General features: G+C 47.1%; 27 protein-coding genes. 10 read left to right on the top strand and 17 right to left on the bottom strand.

The features are described 5' to 3' along the window. Positions 1 to 22: 22 nt before the first annotated feature. On the bottom strand, positions 23 to 436 hold the full coding sequence (locus ACTL32_RS08950; protein WP_441341214.1) for a CoA-binding protein: 414 nt from the start codon (positions 434 to 436) through the stop codon (positions 23 to 25). A 129-nt stretch (positions 437 to 565) separates the two neighbouring features. Between ACTL32_RS08950 and plsY the strand changes: the two genes are divergently transcribed. Both plsY and ACTL32_RS08940 read left to right on the top strand, forming a co-directional pair. Then, a complete protein-coding gene (plsY, locus tag ACTL32_RS08945) occupies positions 566 to 1,156 on the top strand; it encodes a glycerol-3-phosphate 1-O-acyltransferase PlsY (protein WP_441341114.1) in 591 nt (196 codons plus the stop codon). A 25-nt stretch (positions 1,157 to 1,181) separates the two neighbouring features. Continuing rightward, positions 1,182 to 1,481, top strand: a complete 300-nt coding sequence (locus ACTL32_RS08940; protein WP_441341113.1) for a HesB/YadR/YfhF family protein — start codon at positions 1,182 to 1,184, stop codon at positions 1,479 to 1,481. Positions 1,482 to 1,483: 2 nt separating this feature from the next. Here the strand turns inward: ACTL32_RS08940 and ACTL32_RS08935 are convergent, their stop codons facing one another. From ACTL32_RS08935 to ACTL32_RS08920, 4 genes are all read right to left on the bottom strand, one after another. Next, complete coding sequence (locus tag ACTL32_RS08935; protein WP_441341112.1) at positions 1,484 to 1,792, bottom strand: hypothetical protein; 309 nt, start codon at positions 1,790 to 1,792, stop codon at positions 1,484 to 1,486. Continuing rightward, complete coding sequence (locus tag ACTL32_RS08930; protein WP_204890609.1) at positions 1,776 to 2,216, bottom strand: acyl-CoA thioesterase; 441 nt, start codon at positions 2,214 to 2,216, stop codon at positions 1,776 to 1,778. The genes ACTL32_RS08935 and ACTL32_RS08930 overlap by 17 nt, the downstream gene beginning before the upstream one ends. A gap of 93 nt (positions 2,217 to 2,309) precedes the next feature. Then, on the bottom strand, positions 2,310 to 5,021 hold the full coding sequence (acnA, locus tag ACTL32_RS08925; protein ID WP_441341111.1) for an aconitate hydratase AcnA: 2,712 nt from the start codon (positions 5,019 to 5,021) through the stop codon (positions 2,310 to 2,312). Between the two features lie 142 nt (positions 5,022 to 5,163). After that, the gene (locus ACTL32_RS08920; protein WP_441341110.1) at positions 5,164 to 5,655 is read right to left on the bottom strand and encodes a DinB family protein; all 492 of its coding nucleotides are present in this window, start codon (positions 5,653 to 5,655) and stop codon (positions 5,164 to 5,166) included. A 293-nt stretch (positions 5,656 to 5,948) separates the two neighbouring features. Here ACTL32_RS08920 and ACTL32_RS08915 point away from each other — a divergent pair, with 293 nt between their 5' ends. From ACTL32_RS08915 to ACTL32_RS08905, 3 genes are all read left to right on the top strand, one after another. After that, positions 5,949 to 6,803, top strand: a complete 855-nt coding sequence (locus ACTL32_RS08915; protein ID WP_441341109.1) for a site-specific integrase — start codon at positions 5,949 to 5,951, stop codon at positions 6,801 to 6,803. An 831-nt stretch (positions 6,804 to 7,634) separates the two neighbouring features. Further along, positions 7,635 to 8,177, top strand: a complete 543-nt coding sequence (locus ACTL32_RS08910; protein ID WP_441341108.1) for a cysteine hydrolase family protein — start codon at positions 7,635 to 7,637, stop codon at positions 8,175 to 8,177. 86 nt (positions 8,178 to 8,263) lie between these two features. Further along, complete coding sequence (locus tag ACTL32_RS08905; RefSeq protein ID WP_441341107.1) at positions 8,264 to 8,527, top strand: GlsB/YeaQ/YmgE family stress response membrane protein; 264 nt, start codon at positions 8,264 to 8,266, stop codon at positions 8,525 to 8,527. A gap of 36 nt (positions 8,528 to 8,563) precedes the next feature. Here ACTL32_RS08905 and ACTL32_RS08900 read toward each other — a convergent pair whose 3' ends face one another. Continuing rightward, positions 8,564 to 9,211 carry a lytic transglycosylase domain-containing protein gene (locus ACTL32_RS08900; RefSeq protein WP_441341106.1) on the bottom strand — a complete coding sequence of 216 codons (648 nt, stop codon included), beginning with the start codon at positions 9,209 to 9,211 and terminating at the stop codon, positions 8,564 to 8,566. A 155-nt stretch (positions 9,212 to 9,366) separates the two neighbouring features. Here ACTL32_RS08900 and mscL point away from each other — a divergent pair, with 155 nt between their 5' ends. After that, on the top strand, positions 9,367 to 9,750 hold the full coding sequence (gene mscL, locus ACTL32_RS08895; RefSeq protein ID WP_441341105.1) for a large conductance mechanosensitive channel protein MscL: 384 nt from the start codon (positions 9,367 to 9,369) through the stop codon (positions 9,748 to 9,750). Between the two features lie 150 nt (positions 9,751 to 9,900). Here mscL and ACTL32_RS08890 read toward each other — a convergent pair whose 3' ends face one another. Further along, positions 9,901 to 10,359: a hypothetical protein gene (locus ACTL32_RS08890; RefSeq protein ID WP_441341104.1), complete on the bottom strand. Its 459-nt coding sequence runs from the start codon at positions 10,357 to 10,359 to the stop codon at positions 9,901 to 9,903. Positions 10,360 to 10,435: 76 nt separating this feature from the next. Continuing rightward, positions 10,436 to 10,927 (bottom strand): DUF2716 domain-containing protein, encoded by a 492-nt coding sequence (locus ACTL32_RS08885; protein WP_441341103.1) that lies wholly within the window; start codon positions 10,925 to 10,927, stop codon positions 10,436 to 10,438. A gap of 135 nt (positions 10,928 to 11,062) precedes the next feature. On the opposite strand from ACTL32_RS08885, the gene ACTL32_RS08880 reads away from it, so the two are divergent. Beyond that, on the top strand, positions 11,063 to 11,452 hold the full coding sequence (locus tag ACTL32_RS08880) for a hypothetical protein (protein WP_441341102.1): 390 nt from the start codon (positions 11,063 to 11,065) through the stop codon (positions 11,450 to 11,452). Between the two features lie 37 nt (positions 11,453 to 11,489). Further along, complete coding sequence (locus ACTL32_RS08875; protein ID WP_441341101.1) at positions 11,490 to 12,704, top strand: RtcB family protein; 1,215 nt, start codon at positions 11,490 to 11,492, stop codon at positions 12,702 to 12,704. Positions 12,705 to 12,798: 94 nt separating this feature from the next. Here ACTL32_RS08875 and ACTL32_RS08870 read toward each other — a convergent pair whose 3' ends face one another. Beyond that, entirely contained in the window at positions 12,799 to 13,155 is a 357-nt protein-coding gene (locus ACTL32_RS08870; RefSeq protein WP_441341100.1) for a YxiJ family protein, read from the bottom strand. A 235-nt stretch (positions 13,156 to 13,390) separates the two neighbouring features. Here ACTL32_RS08870 and ACTL32_RS08865 point away from each other — a divergent pair, with 235 nt between their 5' ends. Beyond that, entirely contained in the window at positions 13,391 to 13,861 is a 471-nt protein-coding gene (locus ACTL32_RS08865; protein ID WP_441341099.1) for a hypothetical protein, read from the top strand. 417 nt (positions 13,862 to 14,278) lie between these two features. Here ACTL32_RS08865 and ACTL32_RS08860 read toward each other — a convergent pair whose 3' ends face one another. From ACTL32_RS08860 to ACTL32_RS08825, 8 genes are all read right to left on the bottom strand, one after another. Beyond that, positions 14,279 to 15,967: an S-layer homology domain-containing protein gene (locus ACTL32_RS08860; protein ID WP_441341098.1), complete on the bottom strand. Its 1,689-nt coding sequence runs from the start codon at positions 15,965 to 15,967 to the stop codon at positions 14,279 to 14,281. Between the two features lie 75 nt (positions 15,968 to 16,042). Beyond that, a complete protein-coding gene (locus tag ACTL32_RS08855) occupies positions 16,043 to 16,354 on the bottom strand; it encodes a DUF4279 domain-containing protein (RefSeq protein ID WP_441341097.1) in 312 nt (103 codons plus the stop codon). 372 nt (positions 16,355 to 16,726) lie between these two features. After that, positions 16,727 to 17,959, bottom strand: coding sequence for an MFS transporter (locus ACTL32_RS08850; RefSeq protein ID WP_441341096.1), 1,233 nt, complete (start codon positions 17,957 to 17,959; stop codon positions 16,727 to 16,729). Positions 17,960 to 18,095: 136 nt separating this feature from the next. After that, the gene (locus ACTL32_RS08845; protein WP_441341095.1) at positions 18,096 to 18,419 is read right to left on the bottom strand and encodes an ArsR/SmtB family transcription factor; all 324 of its coding nucleotides are present in this window, start codon (positions 18,417 to 18,419) and stop codon (positions 18,096 to 18,098) included. Positions 18,420 to 18,567: 148 nt separating this feature from the next. Beyond that, positions 18,568 to 19,440 (bottom strand): ABC transporter permease subunit, encoded by an 873-nt coding sequence (locus ACTL32_RS08840; RefSeq protein ID WP_441341094.1) that lies wholly within the window; start codon positions 19,438 to 19,440, stop codon positions 18,568 to 18,570. Next, a complete protein-coding gene (locus tag ACTL32_RS08835; RefSeq protein WP_441341093.1) occupies positions 19,424 to 20,359 on the bottom strand; it encodes an ATP-binding cassette domain-containing protein in 936 nt (311 codons plus the stop codon). Before ACTL32_RS08835 ends, ACTL32_RS08840 begins: the two co-directional genes overlap by 17 nt. Before the next feature lie 173 nt (positions 20,360 to 20,532). Then, the gene (locus ACTL32_RS08830) at positions 20,533 to 21,666 is read right to left on the bottom strand and encodes an anti-sigma factor family protein (protein ID WP_441341092.1); all 1,134 of its coding nucleotides are present in this window, start codon (positions 21,664 to 21,666) and stop codon (positions 20,533 to 20,535) included. After that, on the bottom strand, positions 21,663 to 22,208 hold the full coding sequence (locus ACTL32_RS08825) for an RNA polymerase sigma factor SigX (RefSeq protein WP_441341091.1): 546 nt from the start codon (positions 22,206 to 22,208) through the stop codon (positions 21,663 to 21,665). The genes ACTL32_RS08830 and ACTL32_RS08825 overlap by 4 nt, the downstream gene beginning before the upstream one ends. A gap of 390 nt (positions 22,209 to 22,598) precedes the next feature. Here ACTL32_RS08825 and ACTL32_RS08820 point away from each other — a divergent pair, with 390 nt between their 5' ends. Continuing rightward, complete coding sequence (locus tag ACTL32_RS08820) at positions 22,599 to 23,390, top strand: putative hydro-lyase (RefSeq protein WP_441341090.1); 792 nt, start codon at positions 22,599 to 22,601, stop codon at positions 23,388 to 23,390. The last annotated feature ends 6 nt before the right edge of the window (positions 23,391 to 23,396 follow it).

Here is a 23,396-nt window from a genome sequence, read left to right as displayed (position 1 = left end):
GCCCTTATTACCTATAATCACCTTATTTTAAGATGGCGTGTTCCACTTTGATGCAGCGGTCCATGATAACAGTGCGTCCGGATTCGGTCAACTTCTTGAAGACTTCTTCGTCGACAACATTCAACTGTGTCCAGAAGACCGGTGCGTCCGTTTCCAGGTACGCCTCTGCCAGCTCCGGCAGGAATTCACTGCGGCGGAAAACATTGACGATGTCCACCGGTTCCGGAACTTCCGCAAGGGACGCAAAGCTCTTTTCACCGAGCACTTCGTCTGCCTGGGGATTGACCGGGATGATCCGGTAGCCCGCTTTTTGCATCGCTTCCGACACCATATACGAAGTCCGGCTCGGGTTCGGGCTCAAGCCCACGACCGCAATGGTCTTCGACTCGTCGAGCACTTTTTTGATTTCTTCACGGCTTGGGTTTTGCACGCTGATCACCTGTCCTTTTCATTCTATCATACATGATTTGCGTTGCGTTGTTGAATAATCAAGTGAATATTGTCCATTGATCCGGCTTCATGTTAAACTGAAAACATAAATACATATGGCTCAAAGGAGTTTTCCATGGATATTTTTTTTCCAATTATTCTCGCTTATTTGCTTGGCTCGATTCCATCTGCGCTGTGGATCGGGAAGATTTTTTACAAAACCGATATCCGCACGAAAGGGAGCGGCAACCTCGGCGCAACCAACACATTCCGGACGCTCGGTGCAAAAGCTGGCATCGCCGTAACCGTGATGGATATCCTAAAAGGCACTGCAGCTACCATGATCCCCTATTTCATCGCTACCGACATCCACCCGCTCGTCTTCGGCGTGCTTGCGGTCATTGGCCATATGTTTCCGGTTTTTGCGAAATTCAAGGGCGGCAAAGCGGTGGCAACTTCCGGCGGCATCCTGCTCGGCTATCAATGGCCGTTGTTCCTGGTCGCAGTTGCAGTTTTGCTGATTGCGCTGAAAATCACGAAGATGGTATCGCTTTCTTCTATCATTTTAGCAGTAGTTGCGGTTATTTATACAGTCATTTACACTTTTTATTCACAAGATTATCCATTTTTGATTGTCATTTTGATTCTTGCCGGTTTTATCATTTACCGGCACCGAGCGAACATTGCCCGGATCAAAGCCGGCACAGAACCGAAAATCAAGTGGTGAACAGCCGCTGAAAGGGCGTGTGACGATGAAAATCAACATCAGCAACGATGCATTCGAATGGTTTCAGAACGAAATGGAAGTAGAACCGGGAGATACGGTCCGCTTCTTTGTCCGCTACGGCGGCTCGAGCAAGCTGCAGCCCGGCTTTTCACTGGGCGTCACCAAGGATGTCCCGGCAGAAGCTGCTGCAAAAGTGGAACAAGGCGACGTGACGTATTACATCGAAGCGACCGATGCTTGGTACTTTGACGGCCACGATCTTTTTGTCAACGTCAATGATGACCTGAAAGAATTGAATTATGACTACCAAAAGGAAGAAGCGTGAATTCACGCTTCTTCCTTTTTGAATCGGTGCAATTGATGGAGCATGTCTTCCGCTTCCATGATGCGCTGCTGGTGCTCCCCGAACAAGTCGAAATGCGGGTAGTTGTTGCGCAGGTCCATCCATTCCGGCTTCAAGCCGTACTGCCTCCCCCACCTCTCCAGCTTTTCGAGATCGCTGCAGCCGACTTTGGTGACCGTCGAACAGCCCGGAAACCGGACGTCCACCCAGTAATGCGTCAAAAAAGCGATTTCCCCTTCGGCGACTTGCTGCTTCCAGATCAGGAGCTCTTCCCGCTTAATTCCGAACGCCATCGGGTGCCTGCTTTTTGATTTCTTCGTATTTTTCATGCCATTCCGGATAGATTTTCTTCAAGGAAACCGGACGGAACGACTCTTTTTTCACGACCACATGCTCAGACGTCGCCGTCGCTGCGAGCGTGCCGTCTTCATGGAGGATTTCATAGCCATAGGTCGTGCGCAGGCGGCCATGCTCTTCCACCCAGGTGCGGACGATCGCTTTTTGGCCGTACCGGAGCGCCGCCTTGTACTGGATGGAAATGTCGGTCACCGGCGACAGGTAGCCTTGGCTCTCCATTGCCGCATAGGTGAAGCCGACGTCTTCAATCAGTTTTGTCCGGCCGATTTCCAGCCAGATGATATAGTTTGCGTGATACACCACGCCCATTTGATCGGTTTCCGCGTAGCGGATTTCGATTTCTTTTTCGCTTATATGCATTTCCACTTTCACCTCTTCGTAAGTATACCGAATTTCTTCCGGGAAATAAAAAATAAGGCCGCCCAGGGGCGGCCTTATCTCATCAGCGTCAGCTTACGCTTCCACTAATTTTCTTCTCAATACCATTTGCAGAATGCCGCCGTGGCGGTAGTAGTCGACTTCAACTTCAGAGTCGAAACGAACTAGCGCTTCGAATTCCGTTACTGTGCCGTCTTCTGCAGTCGCAGTGACTTTCATGATGTCGCGCGGTTTCACGTCATCAGTCAAGTTGACAGAAATGGTTTCGCGGCCTGTCAAACCAAGTGAATCCGCGTTTTGACCGTTCAGGAACTGAAGCGGCAGAACGCCCATCATTACAAGGTTCGAACGATGGATCCGCTCATAGCTTTCCGCGATGACTGTTTTGATGCCCAATAGGAAAGTCCCTTTGGCAGCCCAGTCACGGGAAGAGCCCATGCCGTAATCTTTTCCAGCAAGTACGACCAGGCCAGTGCCCAGGTCTTGGTACTTCATCGCTGCATCATAGATCGGCATCGTTTCGCCTGTCGGCCAGAACGTTGTATAGCCGCCAGTTGTTCCTGGTGCTACCTGGTTGCGGATCCGGATGTTCGCGAACGTTCCGCGCATCATGACTTCGTGGTTTCCGCGGCGTGATCCGTAAGAGTTGAAATTACGCGGCTCTACGCCGTTTTCACGCAGGTATTTGCCTGCAGGAGTATCTTTGCCGATCGCTCCAGCTGGTGAAATATGGTCTGTCGTGATGGAATCTGCGAATTTCGCAACAACGCGCAAGCCGGCAAGTGTCTGGATCGGCTGCGGTTCTCTTGAAAGTCCTTGGAAGAACGGCGGGTTCTGGATATACGTCGAATTCTCATCGAAGTTATAAAGCGAATCGTCGTTCGTTTCAATCGCATTCCATGTTTCGTTTTCATCGAATACGCGAGCATATTCTTTACGGAACAATTCAGGCGTAACTGTGCTCTTGACAACTTCGTTCACTTCTTCAGTTGTCGGCCAGATATCGCTCAAGAAGACCTTGTTTCCTTCTTTGTCTTGTCCGATCGGGTCGTTCTGAAGATCGATGTCCACTGTTCCAGCAAGTGCATAAGCGACAACCAATGGCGGTGAAGCCAAGTAGTTTGCTTTAACTAGCGGGTGGATGCGTCCTTCAAAGTTACGGTTACCGGAAAGTACAGAAGTCACCAATAGATCGTTATCCAAAATCGCATCTTCGATTTCAGGAAGCATTGGGCCTGAGTTACCGATACATGTCGTACAGCCGTAGCCGACCAAATTGAAGCGGATTTGCTCAAGGTAATCCAAGAGTCCAGCCTGCTTCAGGTAGCCCGTAACAACTTTCGACCCTGGAGCCAATGAAGTTTTTACGTAAGCTGGCGGCATCAAGCCTTTTTCAACTGCTTTTTTCGCAACAAGTCCAGCACCGAGCATAACGTACGGGTTGGAAGTGTTTGTACAAGAAGTGATCGCCGCAATGCCGATCGCGCCTGTCTTCATTACAGCAGAAGAGCCGTCTTTGAAGTTCACAGTTGCTGTCTTGTTGATTTCCTGGTCGCTAAGCGCAAAACCATGAGGTCCTTCTGGAGCAGTGACCGCTTTGTTGAATTCTGTTTTCATTTGAGAAAGCGGAATCAAATCTTGCGGGCGTTTCGGTCCGGAAAGGTTCGGTTCGATCGCTGAAAGATCCACTTCGATCGTATCCGTGTAAACCGGATCTTTGTCTGCATCGAAGAACATGTCGTTCGCCTGCAAATAAGCTTTCACGACTGCGATATGCTCTTCTTCGCGGCCCGTCAAGCGGAGGTAATCCAACGCTTCTTCGTCAACCGGGAAGAAACCGCAAGTTGCGCCGTATTCAGGTGCCATGTTGGCAATTGTTGAACGGTCAGCAAGCGGCAATGTCGTAACACCCGCGCCGTAGAATTCAACGAATTTCCCAACCACGCCTTTTTGGCGGAGCACTTGTGTGATTTTCAGCGCCAAGTCAGTAGCTGTTGCGCCGTTTGGCAACGCATTCACCAATTTCACACCGATAACTTCCGGAATCGGGAAGAATGATGGCTGTCCAAGCATACCGGCTTCCGCCTCGATGCCGCCGACGCCCCATCCGAGTACGCCAAGACCGTTGATCATCGTCGTATGGGAATCTGTTCCGACTAATGTATCTGGGTACGCTTCGAACGTGCCGTCTTCATTTGCGATGGCGTGGACGACGTTCGCCAAGTACTCAAGGTTCACTTGGTGCACGATGCCCGTTTCCGGTGGAACCGCACGGTAGTTGTCGTACGCTTTTTGAGCCCAGCTAAGGAACTGGTAGCGCTCCGCGTTGCGTTCAAACTCCAATTTCGTGTTGATCTTCAATGCTTCGTTCGTGCCGTAGCTGTCAACTTGTACAGAGTGGTCGACAACGAGGTCAACTGGAACATCCGGGTTGATCTTGTTCGGGTCTCCACCCATTTCCGCCATTGCAGAACGGAGTGCAGCCAAGTCGACGACAACCGGTACGCCTGTGAAATCCTGAAGGATTACGCGTGAAGGCTTGAATGGCACTTCGGCTTCTTTGTTGGCGTTCTTGCCCCATTTTGCCAATTCTTCCACATGCTCGTCTTTGATGACGTATCCGTCGTGCTGGCGCAATACGGATTCCAATAGCACTTTAATCGAGTAAGGAAGTCGTGATACTTTCGCGATTCCTGCTTCTTCCAGAGCGGCCAAACGATAATAGTTATACGTTTTGCCATTCAGCTCAAAAGAAGTGCGGCTATTATGCAAACTGCTTTTTGCCATGATCATGTTCCTCCTTTAAATCTTCTGAAAAGGCTAGTTATAGCGTCTTTTCTCCTCTACCATCATAACGAAAATAAAAGCATAAGTAAATTACATTAAAATTATAGAATGTGATAAGTTTTTTGAATTACTCTTTTGGAAATCATTTGAGTTTTCCGATGGTTTTTTCCAATTGCTTCAAATGACGCTTTTCATGCAGTCCGATAAACGGAAACCACTGGATCAGCGGCACTTTCCCAAAGACCGGATGCGGCATAGATTTGCTTTCAAGTACGTCTTCCGTGGTGGCATCATAGACGCTGTCCAAAAACACACGGGACTCGGCGAGCCGCGCTTTCATCTCTTCCAGTGTGAAAAATTCACCGGTTGGAACCAATGGTGCCGGGGCATCCACTTTCACCATTCGGCTGACAGTCAATTGAATGGGTTTCTTGGATGCTTTTTCACTTTCCTCTCGCGCAATCTGTTTCGAGAGGTTTTTCGCGATATACGCCTCCATCAAGTGCAGATGCTCGAGCACTTCCATCGGCGACCATTCATCAGCCGCGGGTTTCCGGTTCAGCAAATCATCCGGCAACCCTTCTGCAGCAACGAGGACTTGCTGCCTCACCTTTTCGTTCGCTTCTTTATACATTATCCACCTCTTCCTTCTATATAAGACCCTTCATATAAGGCATACCCTATTATTCTAACAATAGTACGTATTTCCTTCTTCTTTTCTTCATTTTATCGAGGTTTTAGCGTCTTGGTGGCTGTTTTTGGTTTTTTAGTTGTATTTCCCTTATGTAGAATTGTATTTATTAATCAAAAACCGATGCTTTTCTGAATAAAGCCCGTCTTTACTGGGTTTCTGAAGGGAAAGTACGTTCCCTTTCGGTCCACAACTGGTATAATTAAGATAATTCAAAAAAGAAAGGGTGCTGCACTATGCCATACGGCTACGAGAAATACCGGTTGAAGAACGGCATCAGCCCGAACACGGTCGTCCATGAAGTCCAGTTGATCCGTTCGCTTTTCGCCTTTCTTCGGAAAACCTATAAAAAAACAGTCGAACCCCATGAGATCCGTCCGTCCGATATACAGAAATTCCTGCAGGAACAGCACGAAACCGGCATCAAGGACAGCACATTGAACCGGAAGTTGATCTACATACGCCAGTGGTTCGATTATATGTGGCAAATCGGCCGGATTCCGGTCGACTTCATGCCGAAATTCAAACTCAACCAGAAGCTGGATTTGACGCCTGCTGATATCGAAATCGATTACCAGCAGCTGTTGGAGAAAAAAGACAGCCTTCTCGCTTCAGATAAGCTGACGCTGAACGCCAAAATCCTGTTCATTTTTTATATGCGCGGGCTGCGGCTTCGGGATATGGCCGCTATTGAAGTGGATGATTTCGAGAACCGCGGCGACAAACTCACGCTTTTATTGGAGAAAAAGGATGGCTATGCGTGCCAGCTCGAATTCTCCGGTTCGGAAATTCCGGTCCTCCAGGAAGGAATCGAACGCGCCGTTTTCCGGAACACCCCTTACCTATTGTCTTCCAAAGTGAAAGAAGGCTATTCCATGTTCAAGATGGGATCGCTGTCTGATTACACGGACGCCTTGTCGGAATTTCTTGGCGTGCCGGTGCGTTCCGGCGATATCCGGTTCGCCTATGTCTATCATTTGTATTCTGTTGAACACAAGAACTTGGAAGAGATCCAGGAAACGCTCGGAGTCTCGCTCGATTCAGCTTCCCGCATGCTGAAGGAAGCCCTCACCCGCTTGAAGCGAGGATAAAAGCAGAAAGATATAATTTACGCATCTCTTAATCGATATTCCGCAAAACAGCTGCGTAATACCCCTGTGCTCCTGCGCGCTATGCGCTCGTCGCAAAGAGATGGCTCAAACTTCCTTAGAGCCATCTCTTTGCCGCGGGCGAGCGCCAAGCCTCCTCAGCCGCTATGCGGCTTGCGGGGTCTCGGCTGTCTCGCTGTCCCGCAGGCAAGACTTACCCGAAGCCTGCAAGGGCAAGTCTTTGCGACGAAGCGCACAGCGCTGCAACGGTTTTTCATGTCCCGAAGCTAGCGCAGCGATGCAGGGACAGGAGCAGTACGGTTTTCTCCGCTGTTTTGCTTCATATCTCAGATAGCGCTACTAAAACGGATAAAGTTACCAGCTTTTAAAGAGCGAAACCAGCGCCGGCGCGTCCACGGGCTGGGCGAAGCTATGAGACGGGTGCTTTTCCGGCTCATGGCGAAAGTCATGCCCTGAGCGGCCGAAGCGAGGTGAAAAGTTCATTTTTTTATTAACTTATCTAAAGAAGGTTTCTCAACAGTCAGTAAAGGCCGGCTTCCAAGTTAGGAAGCCGGCCTTTTAAATTTTTAGAAAAAGAACTCGAAGTCGATGACGAAATTCAGGAGAACCAACGTATGGATGACAACAAACCACATGCCTTGCCGGTTGAGTTTTTCTACGTTTTCATATTGCATATTGACCATCCCCTTATCTCTTTTTGAAAGTATACTGAAAATTGCAAACAAAGGCAAGTATTTTAGATTTCCATCTTCCAGCAAGATTCAGGTAAACTGATAATAGAAGATTTTGCTAAAACTACGAGGAGGAAATGGAATGAAGAAAGCTTTATTGGTTGTGGATTACACGGTGGATTTTGTGGCGGACGACGGCGCTTTGACCTGCGGCGAACCCGGACAGGCGATTGAAGAGCGGATATGCGAACTGGTTGAGCAATTCCTTCAAGAAGGCGAGCTGGTGGTGTTCCCTGTCGATCTGCACGAGCAGGACGACCCGTACCATCCGGAAGCGAAACTTTTCCCGCCGCACAACATCCGTGGAACAGCCGGCCGCAATTTGTTCGGCCGTTTAGCTGACGTCTATGAAGCAAACAAAGAGCGCATCGTCTGGATGGATAAAACCCGCTACAGTGCATTTGCTGGCACAGCTCTTGAACTGATGCTTGCGGAACGGGACATCACGGATCTGCACCTTGCAGGTGTGTGTACGGACATCTGCGTCCTGCATACGGCAGTCGATGCGTATAATAAAGGGTTCGATATTACAGTCTACAAAGACGCTGTTGCCAGCTTCGTTCCGCAGGGCCACGAATGGGCGCTTCGGCACTTTTCCGGCAGTCTTGGGGCTAAGGTCAAATAATTTTTCCTCCTTTATGTTTCAAATGTCATGAATAAGGTTATATCTTAAGTGTAGCAATTATTCATAACTAAAAGGAGATGGAAAACATGAGCTTTATTTTATTCTTAATCATGGGCGGTATCATTGGTTGGCTAGCTGGCATGATCCTAGGCAAAGACATTCCTGGAGGCATTATCGGGAACATTATCGCAGGTATCGTCGGAGCTTGGCTCGGAAGCTTGCTTCTTGGAAACTGGGGACCTGAAATCTGGGGCGTATACATCATCCCTGCATTGATTGGTGCTTTGGTTCTAGTATTCGTCTTAAGCCTAATTCTTGGTTCAATGAGAAAAGGCCGCAGAAGAGCATAATTGAAATGTAAAAAGAGGACCCGAGGGTCCTCTTTTTTATTGTGCTGCATATTCTTTTTCATAGAGATGATAATAATGGAGCACGTCCTCGACGTATTGGTTGCTGTGGTTGTACTGAAAGATTGCGCGTTCGAGCTCCCCTTTGGCCGCTCCGTTTTTCGAAAGGTAATTGGCAGCGCTATACACAGCATCCGGTAAGCTGTAAGGATCGGCAATGCCGTCCTGGTCGCCGTCTACCCCGTAGCCGCCGTATTGGGCAATGACCGCAGGATCAGTTTTTTCCGTGTCAGGGATATCCCCTTCCCCCAATCCTGAGCAGGACGGGTGGCTCCATCCGACGAATGTGCACGGCATAAATTGCATATGGCCTTCCGCTCCGACAGGCGACAAGAGCGGATCCATTGACGAAAATTTCGTTTCAATGCGGTGATGTGCAGCGAGCAGCGTCCAAGGAACACCGTATTCATCGGCCGCTTCTTGATAAAGCGGGATGTTTTCCTCAGGCAACTCCACTTCAAACAGATTTTTGGGTGTATCTTTGATTGAATTTATAACAGTTGCCGGATTGAATAGATAAAACACGAGGATCAACATCGTAGTCAGAACGACAGCTGCAGGAAACAAGACGATCAGAAACCACATTTTTAAGCGGTTTCCGCGTTTCGTTTTTTTCTTGGTTTTCATAGTTCCACACCTATTTTGGGATTTCTTTCAGTGTACCATAGTTTCGATTATATATTCTTTCAAGAATAATTTCCGAAAAGGAATAAATTAGGCGTTTCTTTTCCTTCTTCCTTTTCAGTCCCACGAGAAGTACACTGGATTTGGAGGTGAATTATATGTGGGAAGATTTTAAGAAATTTGCATTAAAGGGAAATGTACTGGACTTGGCAATTGCCGTGGTCATCGGTACAGCGTTCGGAAAGATTGTCACTTCGCTTGTCGAAGACATCATCATGCCGGCCGTTGGCATTCTCCTTGGGGGATTCAGCGTAGCCGACTGGACTTATACATTCAATGGAGCTGAATTGCGCTACGGGGCATTTGCACAGTCTATTATCGACTTTCTGATCATTGCATTCTCCATCTTCCTGGTCATCCGTCTGTTCACCAAATTCAAACGAAAAGACGATGTTCCAGCCGAAGCTGAACCTGAAGTGCTCGACAAAAAAGAAGAGCTGCTTACGGAAATCCGCGACCTGCTTTCTAAAGATAAGTTTTAAGGAACCTATAAAACAACTTAACAAAATGAAAAAAACCCTGTCCTTAAACCATTCTTGCATTAGCAATAGTCTTAAGGACGGGGTTTTTAAATGATAGCCCAGGCTGGGTAATCAATGAAAAAGGTGAGGCTCCCTTCAATTAGCAGCACTTTACCATTCATCAACACTGGTTCCGGCAGGAAGTGCCCCTTCAAAAAAGTCCCGTTGTTGCTGTTTTAACCCTGTACCGGTAAACTCCGTTCCGTAATGTTCGGATGAAAACCGTGATTTCCCATTCTGACTTAGGAAGACCGAGAACCATTTTAAATTCCCGCTTTCGTCCAACGCTTGAGACACGATGAAATTCTTTGCCTCTTCTTTTAGGACGCCACTGACAATAAGGACTTTCCCTTCTTTTCTGCAAGCTGCATCCTTCACTACCACTAAAATTTCTTCAACCGCTGCTTCTTCATCTTCCCAGCAGTGTATTTCGAACTCATCTGCCTCGTTAAGGAAATAACGGATTAGCGGAACCCAAAACGAATAGTCGGCTGCAATATGGATGCCTGAACTGGCCTCCGCAAACTTGGCAAGTTCGAAGTGCATATTAAATTTAGGCACCGATTCCACCCTCCTGTTCAGTTTTACTGAAATTTCCTCTATCATATTAATCACGCTAAGCCATTAAAGAGGGCGTTCCATCGGCTTATCCTTCCCGGAGCTTGCCGGCAAACAGCAATGGGCGATGCTTTTCGAACCGTTCCAAGAGCTTTTCTCCAAATAGGGTGATGGTCCCTTCCCATGGATGGCCTAAATAGCCCCACTCGAAATCCTTCTGCAAATAGAAATAATAGTCCCCATCCGGATACAAAGGGACCAGCCATTCATTCCATTCGTTGCGGCGCATTTCCAAATGTGGATTCATCCGGTACCCAGCATGCTGCCAATCCAGTGCGTAAATGTATTCATCCGGTGCAATGAGCCCTTGGAAAACCCATCTCACTTTCGCTTCAAGATCAGCAAAAGACTCCAGATTCTTCTCGAAATCTGCCAAGCTGAAAATGTTATAGGTAATAAACGGCTTCGGAACTTGGAACCCAGGAAATACATGGATGCTCGGTTCAAAGTAGAACTCATTGTAAACCCGTTCCCAAACAAAATGGTTTTCTTCCGCTGAAAGTTCCTGCCAATTTTCCATATACCTGCACCTCTCTCAATCATTGAATCTTTTCTTTTGGAAAGTATAAAATGGATTGAAATAAATGGCAATGTTATTGGTAAAATGTAACTTAAGGCAACTTCACGCGTCTGACTTTCCATGGAGGCGATACGGATGAAAAACCTTTGGACAAGTCTTCTCGTTTCTTGCTTGTTCTTGTCGGCTTGCGGCGATGAGAAAGAGCAGAATGTCCCAAGCGTAGTTGAAGTTGTGGAAGCAGAGAAATCCTACGCTTTTGGTAAACCATATGCCCCGGTAGTTGTTGAATTTATTTCAGAGAATGACAGGGCTCGGTTTCAAAAAGCGATCAAGAATGCTGTAAAAATTGATGGCGCTGTAAACATGGCTGCCCCCCACTATAAAATTATAAACGGTGAAGAAAGCTATTTTCTCTGGCTGAACGAGGATGGCTCAGCGACGCTGATGAATGCCTCAGATACACATACCATCTATGAAATGGATAAAAGCAGCAACATTAAAGAGTTGGTCGCGACGGATTCATAGAACCTGGAGCTTTGACCCGGAAGAGAGGCAGAAAACGATGAAGATCATTAAAGGCAAATACAGCGATGCAAAAGTGTTTACCCACAATATCGATGAAATGACCGTTTCCCAAATCGAGGGGTTCCTTAATGAGGAACTGACAAAAGAAGCGAATGTCCGCATCATGCCGGACTGCCATGCAGGCAAAGGCGCAGTCATCGGGACGACAATGAAAGTGACGGATCGGGTCGTCCCCAATCTGGTCGGAGTCGATATCGGCTGCGGCATGTTGTGTGTCGAGATTCAGAAAAAGGATATTGATTTCGGGAAATTGGATGCGGCGATCCACGCTCTCGTCCCTTCCGGACAAGCCATCCGTTCTGATGCCCACGAGTTCGACGGCAGGATTGACTTGGACAATGTACTGGCGAACTTTTCTAAAGAAACAGCCATCCAGTCGCTAGGAACACTGGGCGGCGGAAATCATTTCATTGAAATGAACGCGGCGGCAGACGGACGCCTGTATTTAGTGATCCATAGCGGAAGCCGCCATTTGGGCGTCAAAGTTGCGAATTATCATCAAAAGAAAGCCATCGCAAGCCTGAGCAATGATAAAGAAGGGCTTGAAGCGATGATTGACCAGTTGAAGAACGAAGGCCGGCATTCAGAGATTCATGCGGCTATGAAATCCTATAAATCAACGAAGCCTGTCATTCCGAATGATTTGGCCTATTTGCAGGGATCTTTGATGGAAGACTATTTCAATGATTTGAAAATTGCCCAAGAATACGCCAAGTGGAACCGCGCAGCAATGATGCAGGTGTTGATCGAAGCAATGGATTTAAAGGAAGTCGGCCGCATCGATACCGTACACAATTACATCGATCTCGACCATATGATTTTGCGGAAAGGGGCTATTTCTGCACGAAAAAATGAATTGGTGCTGATTCCGATCAATATGCGCGATGGCTCCCTTCTTGCAAAAGGCAAAGGCAACGATGATTGGAATCAGTCTGGCCCTCACGGAGCCGGCCGCATCCTTTCGCGTACAAAAGCCAAGCAGCTGCTGCAGCTTGATGATTTTACCGATACGATGAAGGACGTCTTTACAACGAGCGTCAGCCAGGACACGATTGACGAATCGCCTTTTGCCTACAAAACCATGCAGGAGATCATCGATAATACTGAAGATACAATTGAAATCCAGTCGGTTTTAAAACCGCTTTACAACTTCAAAGCTGCGGAATTTCAGGGTTGGAGAAAGGGATTGTAAAAAGGAAGAGGCTCCGGAGGAGCTTCTTCCTTTTTGATTTGTTAGGAATTCCGGCGGATCCTATTGGGTTAAGTAAATTCACTCCAGAAAACAATTACAATGTTTTAACCAACATCTTCCGCGCCTTTTCAATTCGCAGCATTTCCTTCATTAGTTCTGGGAATTGATGTACTACGGCCTGCAAGAATGCATATTGGGGGTAACTCTGAAAAAAATCTTTTTTCAAGAAACTGCTTTGAGGTTTGGGCACCTGGTTTCCTATAATAACATAGGTACAGCTCCCTGCAATCAAGTCACAATACTCATTAAAATCCATGATAAAGTCTTCTATCTCGGGATGAATTTCTCCTAGCAAATTTTCAAGCTTTTCGATTTCATCAGATGGAAAGCACAACGAAAGTTCATTTTCGTAGAGGTTTTTTAATTCTATTACTAATTGATTATCAATCATAGCGTAACCTCAGATCTTTGTTTTCTATAACGCCTAAGAACTTTCATTAAAATCTATAAAATTAGTTGATGTTTTGATAGGTACGATCATTTTAAGAGAACTTCCTCTTCTTATTTCTAATAAATTTTTAAACATTTATAAAAATATACTTTATTTTCCTTCAAGAATAAAGCATACTGTTAATAAAATAATTAGAACTTACTTCAAACTCGAAGAGTTCGATAAGGAGAAAGAAATGCCTCAAGCGATCCATTTGCTAGAACCGAGTATTTTAACACCGGATAAATACTACAAAGTCTATTCCACTGACCCATCCCTATTATTCGTCAAAGTGGGCGGGCAATTTTACGATGAAACAAGTGATGATGAAGCTCCGCTTGTCCTTGGTCTTTTCATGATGGTGTTGAGAAAGCTCTATTTGAATAAAAGAAAAGACGACATAAACACTTTGATCGACCGTCAATTCAGTGAAGATCCGCAGCAATTATTAGCGAAGAAAAGCAATTTCGATATCGCTTCCACCAGCATCGAGAAAATCGAGCTGAAAACGAAATCCACGTTGCATACAAATAAAACCGATAACGGGACTCTCCATTTCCATCTGGAGAATGGTGACCAAAGAAAATTCACCATTCCTTCGTTTGTTCCAAGGAAATCCGTTATCAGCTTCTTTCTGAATCAGGGTATACGCGTTGAGATTTTGTGAAGCTGCATAGATTAATCTAACTTAAAAACCAGTTCATCCTTGGAATATCAAAGATGAACTGGTTTATTTTAATTTTCTTTTCTCGAACTCAGTTAAACTGCTAAAATGTTGCTTTTTTAATTCTCTACGATAAACTTCGCCCAGTCCGCTCGCTCGACCTCATCTTGAGAAGGTGCAGCAACACGATTGTGCTCTCTCCGTATACCTTCTTTCTTGCTGATTGCATCGAGAGGGTGGCGCCATTCGGTTTCGCATTCATCACACATCACAAACAATTCGTTCCTTGTTGGGTCTTTTACAATCTCCACCCAGCCCTGAGAGCATACCGGACACCATGAAATTTTAAACGGAAAATGCAACTTACATTGTCCTCCTTCAGAAAACCTATTAACGTGTTTTACTGTTTGCCATCAAGCATCATTTCGTTTCCACCAGCAAAAAGTCGCCTGGCTCATACAATTTCGCAGGATCTCCGCTGTCATTCCAGACAGAAGCGGTTGTCCACTTCAAGCTCTGCGGCGGATTATGAATCGCATCCGGTCCGGAAGTAATATTCACGCTTTGGCCGGAGCGGAGAATGAACCCGGAAGGAAACTTGTAAACTTCGTTTCCGTTGACGCTGACGAGCTTAAAGCCTGTCATGTCTGCATTCACACGGTCGTGATTCGTCAATGTCACGACTTCATTTAGCAAGTCTTTTTTGGTGAACCGGATATCCGGTATAAGCTGACCATATCCGAACAGATGGTATTGCACATTCGACCTCATGTATTCTTCCGTGATGACAAAGATGATATTTCCTTGTACTTGCGTATCATAAATATCCGAACCGCCTGCCCGCAGGTCCTTTACGACTGATTCGTCCGGAAGCCCTCCCGCATTTTCTCCGTAAGACAGGATCGACATCCGCGGGTCCACTTCGTCCACAAATGGATAGGTGTAATACTGTTCATCCCCGTGATGAGGCACTTTCAGGATTTTCGCTTCCAAGTCATGATTGTCGATGAGATTCTGCTGAACTTTTGGCGTTGCATCCCCGGCAAGGAGAAATTCCCAGGAGTCGCTTGTCAAATTGAGCACCATCCCGCCGTCATCCAATTCCTCTGCGTCCGGATCAACGTATAAAACTTCGAGTGCCACCGACGGGTCCGAAGACAAATCATCTGCTACCTCCACAGTCTCAGCAACAATTTCGTTCGCTTGGAGAGCGTCCTGGAAATCGATGAATAGGTCTGAATCCGTGGTCAGCCCGCTTTCAAAGACCTTTTCAATTCCCTTATTTTCAATGACCCACGCCGCTCCGCCCATGTGTTCAGGATCTGGATGCGTGACAATCAACGTGTCGATTCTCTTCGCTCCGATTTCATCGAGCGCCTTGCTGATTTGTTCAGCGCTCGGACCCGCGTCAATGAGCATCGCTTTCCCGTCCGGATACTCAACATAAATCGCGTCTCCATGGCCGACATCCAGGAAAGCCACTTCCACTTCTTTCAAGCCTACTGCAAATTCAGCTGGATTCAGCGACCTTGCCAGGAATGCCGCAAATTGTTCTCTTGTGAGCGTTAGCGCTGGACGGAATTCGTTTTTCCCATATCCCGCAGCCACGCCCGAAGCGGACAGCTGGCGGATGGCTTCATACGCTTTCATGCCTTCATGGACATCAAGAAAATACTCCGGCTCCCCTTCATACCCCATGTCGAACGCCCGGTCCAAAAACAGCGCCATTTCCGCCCGCGTCACAGCATTATCGGGCCTGAACGTGCCGTCAGGATAACCGCTGATGATGCCTTCTCTTGCCAGTGCCGCAATAAACCCGCTCGACTTGGAAGAAGCATCGACATCACTGAACGGCGTTTTTTGTGATTCACCCGGATAATCCAACGCCTTTGCGATCATGATAGCTGCTTGTCCACGTGAAACTGAACTTTTCGGATAGAACTTACCGTTTGCAAAGCCGGTTATGATCTCCTCATCCAGCAAGAATTGAATTTCTTTTTGGAACCGGTTGGTATCACCTACATCCGGAAACGATGCCGCTGAGATAGGCGATGCAATAGACACGATGAGCATGGCGATAAATATCAGCTTAATAGGGAATCTTTTCAAGCGAACCACTCCTTTTACGCCTAATATTACCACAATATCCCATATGACATAGTGAAACTTGTAGAAATACTTCGGTTAAATAGAGGCAGCTAAAAGGTAACCCAACTCCTTTTTCAGTTTGATCAAACTTGTTTGTTTGCCTGCTAAAGAGTTGAGCAGCGGCGTAAGCTGATCGTTGATATCATCAGATTGTTGAAAACCCGTACTTAATGTCCAGTCGGTTTCTACTCTCTTTCTTGTCTTGTAGGAAGCGGGTCCGCTTTTTCCGATGAGGTCGCCTTTGACAAAGGTTTCTGTAGGTTCAAGCCCAAGTTCCTCCGTGATCCGTTCAAGCGGAAACCAGTCGCCAACTATGCTAAAGCAGGCCATCACTTTTGTGCCACCCATTCAAATTCCTCCCTTCTATATAGCCTGAAACTTAATTGAACTGCACTTTTAGTTTGTTGAATAAAACCAAGGTAATCTTCTATTCTTTCAATATACTTAGCAAACCAAAAGAACGCTAGCTAATTTTGTATGCTAGTTACTCGTTAACGAGTTTTAGAGAACTAAAAAAGAGAAGATGCTTCATAAGAAGCTTTTCTCTTTCGATGTGCATTAAAAATATAGGCAGCTTTCTAGATTGCCCATTCCTACATATAATAAGTTTCTCGTTTTAATTTATTCCTTTAAATTTTGCTCAAGCAATCAAATCATAACTCTTTTTATTTATTGATAAACATAAAAAACACCTTGCACAGTGCAAGGTGTCTGCTGAAATTATGCCTTTACTCCGCTGCTTGCTTCAGAATCCGTCAAGTTTTCTGCAGCATCCATCCGGTAACTGATGAAGCCCAGTCCAGAGGCGATCAACGCGCTAATGCCGCTAACCCATGAAAGATGTTCGTATCCTCCATTGGCAACCACATAGCCTCCAAGAGTTGCACCCAACGCAATGCCGATATTGACTGCAACCGGCGTTAAGGAAGAAGCGAAATCCTTGGCGGCCGGGAAGTACACAGTCGCCAAGTTCATCAAATACAATTGAATTGTCGCGTTCATGGCATAGATCATCACTGCCATCAACATCAGGCTGGCCAGTCCGGCCAAAGTGGATTCCATTGTGAAATACAGCGACCCTAAAATTACAGCCTGGACAATAAATACATAGCGCAGCTTGCTGACACCGTTGCGGCTGGCGATTTTCCCTGCCAAGACATTGCTCAGGATGGAAAACGCGCCGTAGGCAAGCAGTATGGCACTCACATAGCTAGTCGGGATTCCGAGCCCGTCCTCTAATATCGGGGTGATGTACGTATAAACCGTATAAGTTCCGGCAATTGAAAATGTCGGGATAAAGAACGCCAGAATCATCCGTGGATTTGCCAGCAATTGGAGCTGTTCCTTGGCCGACGCTTTTTGCACCTTCAATTTTCTTGGCAGGATAAAGATGCTCATCACTAAACTGATTATCCCTAATAACGTGGTAAACCAGAAAGTCAGCTGCCAGTTGCCGAGCTGCCCGATGAGTGTCCCTATAGGAACACCGATGACATTTGAAATCGTGAAGCCGGCGAAAATCAGCGCAATGATCGGCCCTTTCTTGCTTTCCGGCATGATGTCGCTGGCAATGCTCATCGACAGCGCAACCAATACGCCGCTGACCACCGCTGTAATGACTCTAGAAAAGATCAACACCTCATAAGAGCCGGATAAGGCACTGATGATATTGCCGACGATGAATATGGATATCAACGCCAGCATCAAAGGGTATTTGGGGAACCGGCTGACATACGCCGTCAATACCGGCGTTCCGATGGCATAAGCGATAGCGAAGCCGGATACCAATGTTCCTGCAACAGCAAGGCTGATGTTCAAATCGGCCGAAACTTCGGTTAACAGGCCGACGATCACGAATTCACTCGTCCCCATAACAAATGTCAAAAGCGTCAGCGTAAAAGCCAATACTTTCTGTTTGGTGGTTAATGCATCTTTTTCGAAAACTTTATCCATGAAAAAATTCACTCCTAATTTGGATTGCCTTGTACATACGAATGAATTCTTCCATCCCTATCTCAAGCTAGCATTTTGAATATAGATATATCTAAAAATATCGATATGATAAATCAAAAAAAGGCAGAGGGCTGCCTCAAATTTCTTCATTGATAAACTGCGCGATTTTTGCCAATGTCTCTTCATTCCGCCTGTAATACGTCCATTGCCCGTACCGCACCGCTTCGAGCAAGCCTGCTTTTTGCATGAGCGACAAGTAATGGGAAACGGTGGACTGGGAAAGGTTCACCTTTTCTTGAATATCCCCGACACATACGCCGCCTTCAATGCTTACCTCCTTGGGCAAATGCGCTTGCTGCGCTGGGAAATTCTTCTCTGGTTCTCTGAGCCATTTCAAAATATTCAAGCGGGTTTCATTTGACAATGCTTTGAAAACATCTAATACATTTAAATTTTCCATGGATCTATCTTATATCGATTTAATTCGATATGTCAATTTGTTTGATTTAATGTCCCTTTATATTTACAGGGCAATTTGAAAGGAAAAGACATGTTTTTGCATAAGCCCTCCAACCGAAGCAATACAAACTACAGCCGTATCTCCAAATTCACACATCCCGTTTTGCAAAACTGTAGATAGCCAAAATCACCGCCGCTACACCATAGAGCACCGCATACCAAACCATCACATTTCCAGGTGTGGAGACACTTGTGAACATGCCGCCTTGTGCAAAAGAGAGGGGATCATCTGACGTATCAAATAACAGCACCGTCATTTTCCGGTACATGGAGTCGATGGGGAAAACAAGGCTCATGACGATCCCGATGTTGACGAGGCTCGCTTTTTCGACTAACGCGCCGAATTGTTCGATAAAGCCTCCGATAAACGCCGCCCCGTATAAGATAATGGCCACAATTCCTGCATTCAATGTGGTCATCCGGGTGCTCAGCAAGATGCCGAACGCGACCAAGACAAATGGCTGGACGGCAAACACGCTGACCGCCCCAATCAGCTGCAGGGGCTGGATGTCCAGGTCCATCCAGTCGGCTCCGATGCCTTGGTGGAGCAGGACAATGCTGAAAAATAAACCGGCTGCATAGGCAATCATGAGAAAAGCCAAGCCGAAAAATTTGCCCAGCACAAATTGGGTCCTTGAAATCGGCCGCATCAGCCATGTATCGATTTGATGGCTGGACACTTCTCCTGAAATCGCACTGACGCTGGACATAATGGCAAGCAAAGCCGTGATGAATGACGAAAAATAAAGGCCGACTCCCAAAAGCTGTGATGCGACAAACTGCTGCATCATAAAGGCTTGTGTGCCTTGGCCGATATCCTCTAATTCTTCTGCGCCTTCTCTTCCGGCGAAGTAAATCGCTGTGGCATATAGCGCCAGAAAAATGAGCGTCATAATGATTGTAATCAGGAAAATACGCTTTGAAATGACTTCCTTGACGGTCAGTTTACTGATTGTCCACATAAGCGCTCTCCTTTTTCTGGTTCACCCAATGCATAAATACATCCTCAAGATGCGGAGTGACCGGTTTGACTTCATGGACGCCGATTTGTTTGGAAGAAAGGAAATGGACAATTCTCGGGATATCCTTTTCGTCCTCGAGCTGAACCAGCCACCGCGTCCGCCCGCCTTCCAGTTTGATTTTTTGGTACTGGATGACATATGGAGGAAACGGCGCAGCATTAGAACCCTCTAGCACAATCTCCACCTGTGGTTCCGCCCTCATCAACTCACGCCATGGGCCTTGGACCATTATCTCTCCCTGATGGACGATGGACACTTCGTCGCAAAGAGACTCCACTTCATGCAATAAATGACTGTTCAAAAAAAGGGTTTTCCCCTGATCCCGTAGATAGGCCATGAGATCCCGGACGTCTTTGCGGCCAATCGGGTCCAGCGCGGAAGTGGGTTCATCCAGGAAAATCACTTTCGGGTCATTCAAAATTGCGCAAGCAAGGCCGATCCGCTGCGACATCCCTTTGGAAAACCCGCTGATCCGGCCCATTTCTCTTCCTGTCATGCCGACAAGCTCGATCACTTCATCGATCCGTTTGGTTCGCTGCCGGACCGGGATTCTGCATAATTCTGCATGGCTTTCGAGCAGCTGCCTGCCGGTTAGCCAATCCGGATAGCGGAACAGCTCCGGAAGATAGCCGACCTGTTCCCGGGACTTCACTGTCCCGATCGGTTCACCGAGGATAAAGCCTTCTCCGCTTGTCGGCTGCAGCAAGCCGAGAAGCGTCCGGACAAATGTGCTTTTCCCAGAGCCATTCGGCCCTAAGAAACCATACACAATGCCTTCTCCGATAGACAACGTCACATCTGAAATGCCGCCCTTTCCATCGTACGTTTTCGTTAGCGAACGGGTCTGGATAACGTCCATCCTCTTCCTCCTCCATAGGGATTAAGAAAAGTCCAGAGTGCAAATGGACCACTCTGAACTTTTTGTATTTATGGGTTGAATCGAATAAATTACTTGAAATACCGCTTCGGCCGATTTGGCCATGGCTTTCGCTGGATAAGCTCTTGAATATTAGTCTAACTTATTTATCTCATTTATTGAACGCGTTCTCCCAAATCATGCAGCGCGTCTGCTGCCATTTTGCCTTCAGCGAAAATCGTGTGGATTTCGCCGTTTTCCTGCCAGACAAGATAGGAATGTTCGTTGCTTTCCACTGCAAACCCTTCGGCTCCGCCTACCATCACTTCAGTCATCTCGGAACCTTCTGTCGCCGCATAAGGAATCGGCAACGTCGATTCGATATTTTCAATGCCGGCAAGCTGCGTTTTCACGTTCTCAGGCAGAAACGGAAGCGACAGCAGCGTGGCTCTCAATTGCTCGATCGACACGCCGTCAGGAACGTTAATTTCCGGAGATTTCGTGTGCATATAGGAGACGTGTTGCCCGTCCATGCTGTAGTCCGTGCGGACGGCTTCAAATGTCGATACGGTAAACGGCTTTCCGTCCAGAAGGGATTCAAATTGCTGGTCAGAACCTAGCTGGTTCAGCATCTGATTCGCTTTTTCTACATCCAGCGTAAACGTCATGGTGGAGGCGGGAACTACCTCCACCCCTTCAACTCCATACGCTCCGAAATCTGGCACGCTGTAGCCTGCAGCTGCTGCACTTTGGGCAGTGCCAAAGTGCGCGGCTTCTTCAGCTGCCTTGGACATATCCATCTTGCCGATCCCTTTCAGGTCCAACGAGCCGTCTCCATTCTCATTCACCCAGTCTTCGATTTCCCGCAGATCATTCTGCGTCAATGTCACGACCTCAAATTCGTTGACGCGGAATAAAGAAAGGAATTGTTCCGCTTCCCCCCGGACTTGCGGGAAGGCAAGTGTGCTGATCAAAGCGGCTGCTGCTGCACAAGACAAAAGGAACCGTTTGGTTTTTGTCTTCAATGTTCTCCACCCCTTCGTTGTTCTCAGTTCTTCATCCCTTGTTGGAATTAGTGTTCCGTTCATTTGCAGCTTGTTGCTGAATTGCACCCATGCCGCTTCTGTGTCAACGGATGCATCCTTCGCTTCTAAAACGCCTTCACAGAAAAACTGCAGATTTTGCAATTCTTCAATGCTTTCCCGGCAGGATGGGCAGCTCTCCAGATGCTTCATGATCCCTTTTTTCTGTTCACGGCTGACCTCCCCGTCCAAATAAGCTTGCAGCGTCCCTTTATCCTGGCAGGTCATTGGTCCTCGCCCCTTCCTTCCATATATGATTGCTTGAACCGTTGTTTCGCCCGGGCTAATAGCGTGCCGACGGATCCTATTTCGATCCCGATGTGGCGGCCGATTTCTTCATAGCTATATCCTGAAAACTTCATGATGAGAAGTTCGCGGTCCCGTTCCGAAAGTTTCATCAAGCTTTTCTGGACTTCATCAATGTCTTCATGTTCCATATACTTGTCTTCGACAGAACTTGCGGCCTTGTTGCCGAACATTTTCTGTTTGTCGTTACGGGCACGATGGCGCTTTTCGGTCCGAATGTAATTATAGGCGGTAGTGACCGCCACTTTTGTCAGCCAGGCCGGCAAATTGATTATCGCATTCCGGTCCGTCCGGTATAATTTGACGAACACTTCCTGCGCAATGTCTTCTGCGATGGATTGTTCTTTCACGATGACCAGAATTTTTCGGACGACAAGCGGATAATGTTGCTGAAATAAAAGCTGAAACGATTCTTCGTTTGACGAATTGTTGTTGTTCTCAGACAACCCCGCCTTCACCTCCATCGCTCCATCCTCCTTTCAAAAGCCCTTCTTAATAAAGACACCGGAATTCTTGTTTTCATGACGGATTCGCATGTTATTTTCAATTTCCCAAAGCATCTTGGTTTTGGCTTCCAATCTGCCAATTGTAATTCAATTTGAATCTACCATATAAATAGTTGAATCACACGGAGTATTTGTTATATTCAGACATCAATCCGATAAAAAGTTCCAATATAAATTTTCACATGGCCAGTTTTCCAAAGCTTCCTAAAAGGAGCTTGCCTTGCGTTATCTATCGAAAATGATAAAATATCAGTATATTCTGTAAAAATACCTTGAAGTTTAGACTCATAACAATCATATCCATTCCCTGGTCTTTTTCGGAAATCTTTAAAATAGGAGATGAGTGCAATGAACGATTTGGCCAATTCAACCCCGAGCGAAATCCGGCAGGCAATCCGTGCAGGGGCATGGGACAAACCGACATCCAGCTTGGCAAACGGCTTTCTGCAAGCGAACCTTGTCATCCTTCCGAAGGACATGGCGTTTGATTTTCTGCTGTTCTGCCAACGCAACCCGAAATCCTGTCCGCTGATTGATGTCACGGATCCCGGTTCATTCACTCCGGTACAATCTGCGCCTTCCGCAGATCTTCGCAGCGATCTCCCCCGCTACCACGTTTACCGCCATGGCGAATTGACGGAGACACCGACGGATATCACCGAATTCTGGCAAGACGATATGGTCGCGTTTCTGATCGGCTGCAGCTTCACATTTGAAGAGGCCCTTGTGAAAAACGGCATTCCGATGCGCCATAACGAGGAAGGCCGCAACGTGCCGATGTACAAGACCTCGATTCTGGCTGTGAAAGCCGGCCGCTTCGAAGGCCCGACGGTCGTCAGCATGCGCCCTATAGCAGAGAAGGATGTCGTGCGCGCGGTCCAGGTGACGAGCCGCTTTCCGACGGTCCACGGTGCGCCGCTCCATATCGGACATCCCGCCGGTATCGGCATTGCCGATCTCGACCAGCCGGATTACGGCGACAGCGTCACAGTCAAAGAAGGCGAAGTTCCTGTTTTCTGGGCATGCGGCGTTACTCCGCAAGCGGTCGCAGCCCATGTCAAACCGCCGCTTATGATCACCCATGCGCCGGGCCATATGTTTATCACCGACCTCAAGACGGAAGAAGTTGGCGTGATGTAGAAAAAG

Source organism: Planococcus sp. FY231025, from assembly GCF_052078085.1.
Classification (GTDB): domain Bacteria; phylum Bacillota; class Bacilli; order Bacillales_A; family Planococcaceae; genus Planococcus.
Note: the sequence above shows the minus strand (reverse complement) of the source record. Positions and strands in the feature narration are given on the sequence as shown.

Excerpts from the sequence above, each read along its gene's own strand:
- mscL (WP_441341105.1), top strand. The coding sequence starts at position 9,367 with ATGTGGGAAGATTTTAAGAAATTTGCATTAAAGGGAAATGTACTGGAC.
- ACTL32_RS08920 (WP_441341110.1), bottom strand. The coding sequence starts at position 5,655 with ATGTATAAAGAAGCGAACGAAAAGGTGAGGCAGCAAGTCCTCGTTGCT.
- ACTL32_RS08935 (WP_441341112.1), bottom strand. The coding sequence starts at position 1,792 with ATGGCGTTCGGAATTAAGCGGGAAGAGCTCCTGATCTGGAAGCAGCAA.
- ACTL32_RS08900 (WP_441341106.1), bottom strand. The coding sequence starts at position 9,211 with ATGAAAACCAAGAAAAAAACGAAACGCGGAAACCGCTTAAAAATGTGG.
- ACTL32_RS08870 (WP_441341100.1), bottom strand. The coding sequence starts at position 13,155 with ATGATTGATAATCAATTAGTAATAGAATTAAAAAACCTCTACGAAAAT.
- ACTL32_RS08840 (WP_441341094.1), bottom strand. The coding sequence starts at position 19,440 with ATGTGGACAATCAGTAAACTGACCGTCAAGGAAGTCATTTCAAAGCGT.
- plsY (WP_441341114.1), top strand. The coding sequence starts at position 566 with ATGGATATTTTTTTTCCAATTATTCTCGCTTATTTGCTTGGCTCGATT.
- ACTL32_RS08830 (WP_441341092.1), bottom strand. The coding sequence starts at position 21,666 with ATGACCTGCCAGGATAAAGGGACGCTGCAAGCTTATTTGGACGGGGAG.
- ACTL32_RS08940 (WP_441341113.1), top strand. The coding sequence starts at position 1,182 with ATGAAAATCAACATCAGCAACGATGCATTCGAATGGTTTCAGAACGAA.
- ACTL32_RS08845 (WP_441341095.1), bottom strand. The coding sequence starts at position 18,419 with ATGGAAAATTTAAATGTATTAGATGTTTTCAAAGCATTGTCAAATGAA.
- ACTL32_RS08885 (WP_441341103.1), bottom strand. The coding sequence starts at position 10,927 with ATGGAAAATTGGCAGGAACTTTCAGCGGAAGAAAACCATTTTGTTTGG.
- ACTL32_RS08875 (WP_441341101.1), top strand. The coding sequence starts at position 11,490 with ATGAAGATCATTAAAGGCAAATACAGCGATGCAAAAGTGTTTACCCAC.
- ACTL32_RS08835 (WP_441341093.1), bottom strand. The coding sequence starts at position 20,359 with ATGGACGTTATCCAGACCCGTTCGCTAACGAAAACGTACGATGGAAAG.
- ACTL32_RS08930 (WP_204890609.1), bottom strand. The coding sequence starts at position 2,216 with ATGCATATAAGCGAAAAAGAAATCGAAATCCGCTACGCGGAAACCGAT.
- ACTL32_RS08825 (WP_441341091.1), bottom strand. The coding sequence starts at position 22,208 with ATGGAGGTGAAGGCGGGGTTGTCTGAGAACAACAACAATTCGTCAAAC.
- ACTL32_RS08865 (WP_441341099.1), top strand. The coding sequence starts at position 13,391 with ATGCCTCAAGCGATCCATTTGCTAGAACCGAGTATTTTAACACCGGAT.
- ACTL32_RS08855 (WP_441341097.1), bottom strand. The coding sequence starts at position 16,354 with ATGGGTGGCACAAAAGTGATGGCCTGCTTTAGCATAGTTGGCGACTGG.
- ACTL32_RS08905 (WP_441341107.1), top strand. The coding sequence starts at position 8,264 with ATGAGCTTTATTTTATTCTTAATCATGGGCGGTATCATTGGTTGGCTA.
- ACTL32_RS08910 (WP_441341108.1), top strand. The coding sequence starts at position 7,635 with ATGAAGAAAGCTTTATTGGTTGTGGATTACACGGTGGATTTTGTGGCG.
- acnA (WP_441341111.1), bottom strand. The coding sequence starts at position 5,021 with ATGGCAAAAAGCAGTTTGCATAATAGCCGCACTTCTTTTGAGCTGAAT.
- ACTL32_RS08880 (WP_441341102.1), top strand. The coding sequence starts at position 11,063 with ATGAAAAACCTTTGGACAAGTCTTCTCGTTTCTTGCTTGTTCTTGTCG.
- ACTL32_RS08820 (WP_441341090.1), top strand. The coding sequence starts at position 22,599 with ATGAACGATTTGGCCAATTCAACCCCGAGCGAAATCCGGCAGGCAATC.
- ACTL32_RS08915 (WP_441341109.1), top strand. The coding sequence starts at position 5,949 with ATGCCATACGGCTACGAGAAATACCGGTTGAAGAACGGCATCAGCCCG.
- ACTL32_RS08850 (WP_441341096.1), bottom strand. The coding sequence starts at position 17,959 with ATGGATAAAGTTTTCGAAAAAGATGCATTAACCACCAAACAGAAAGTA.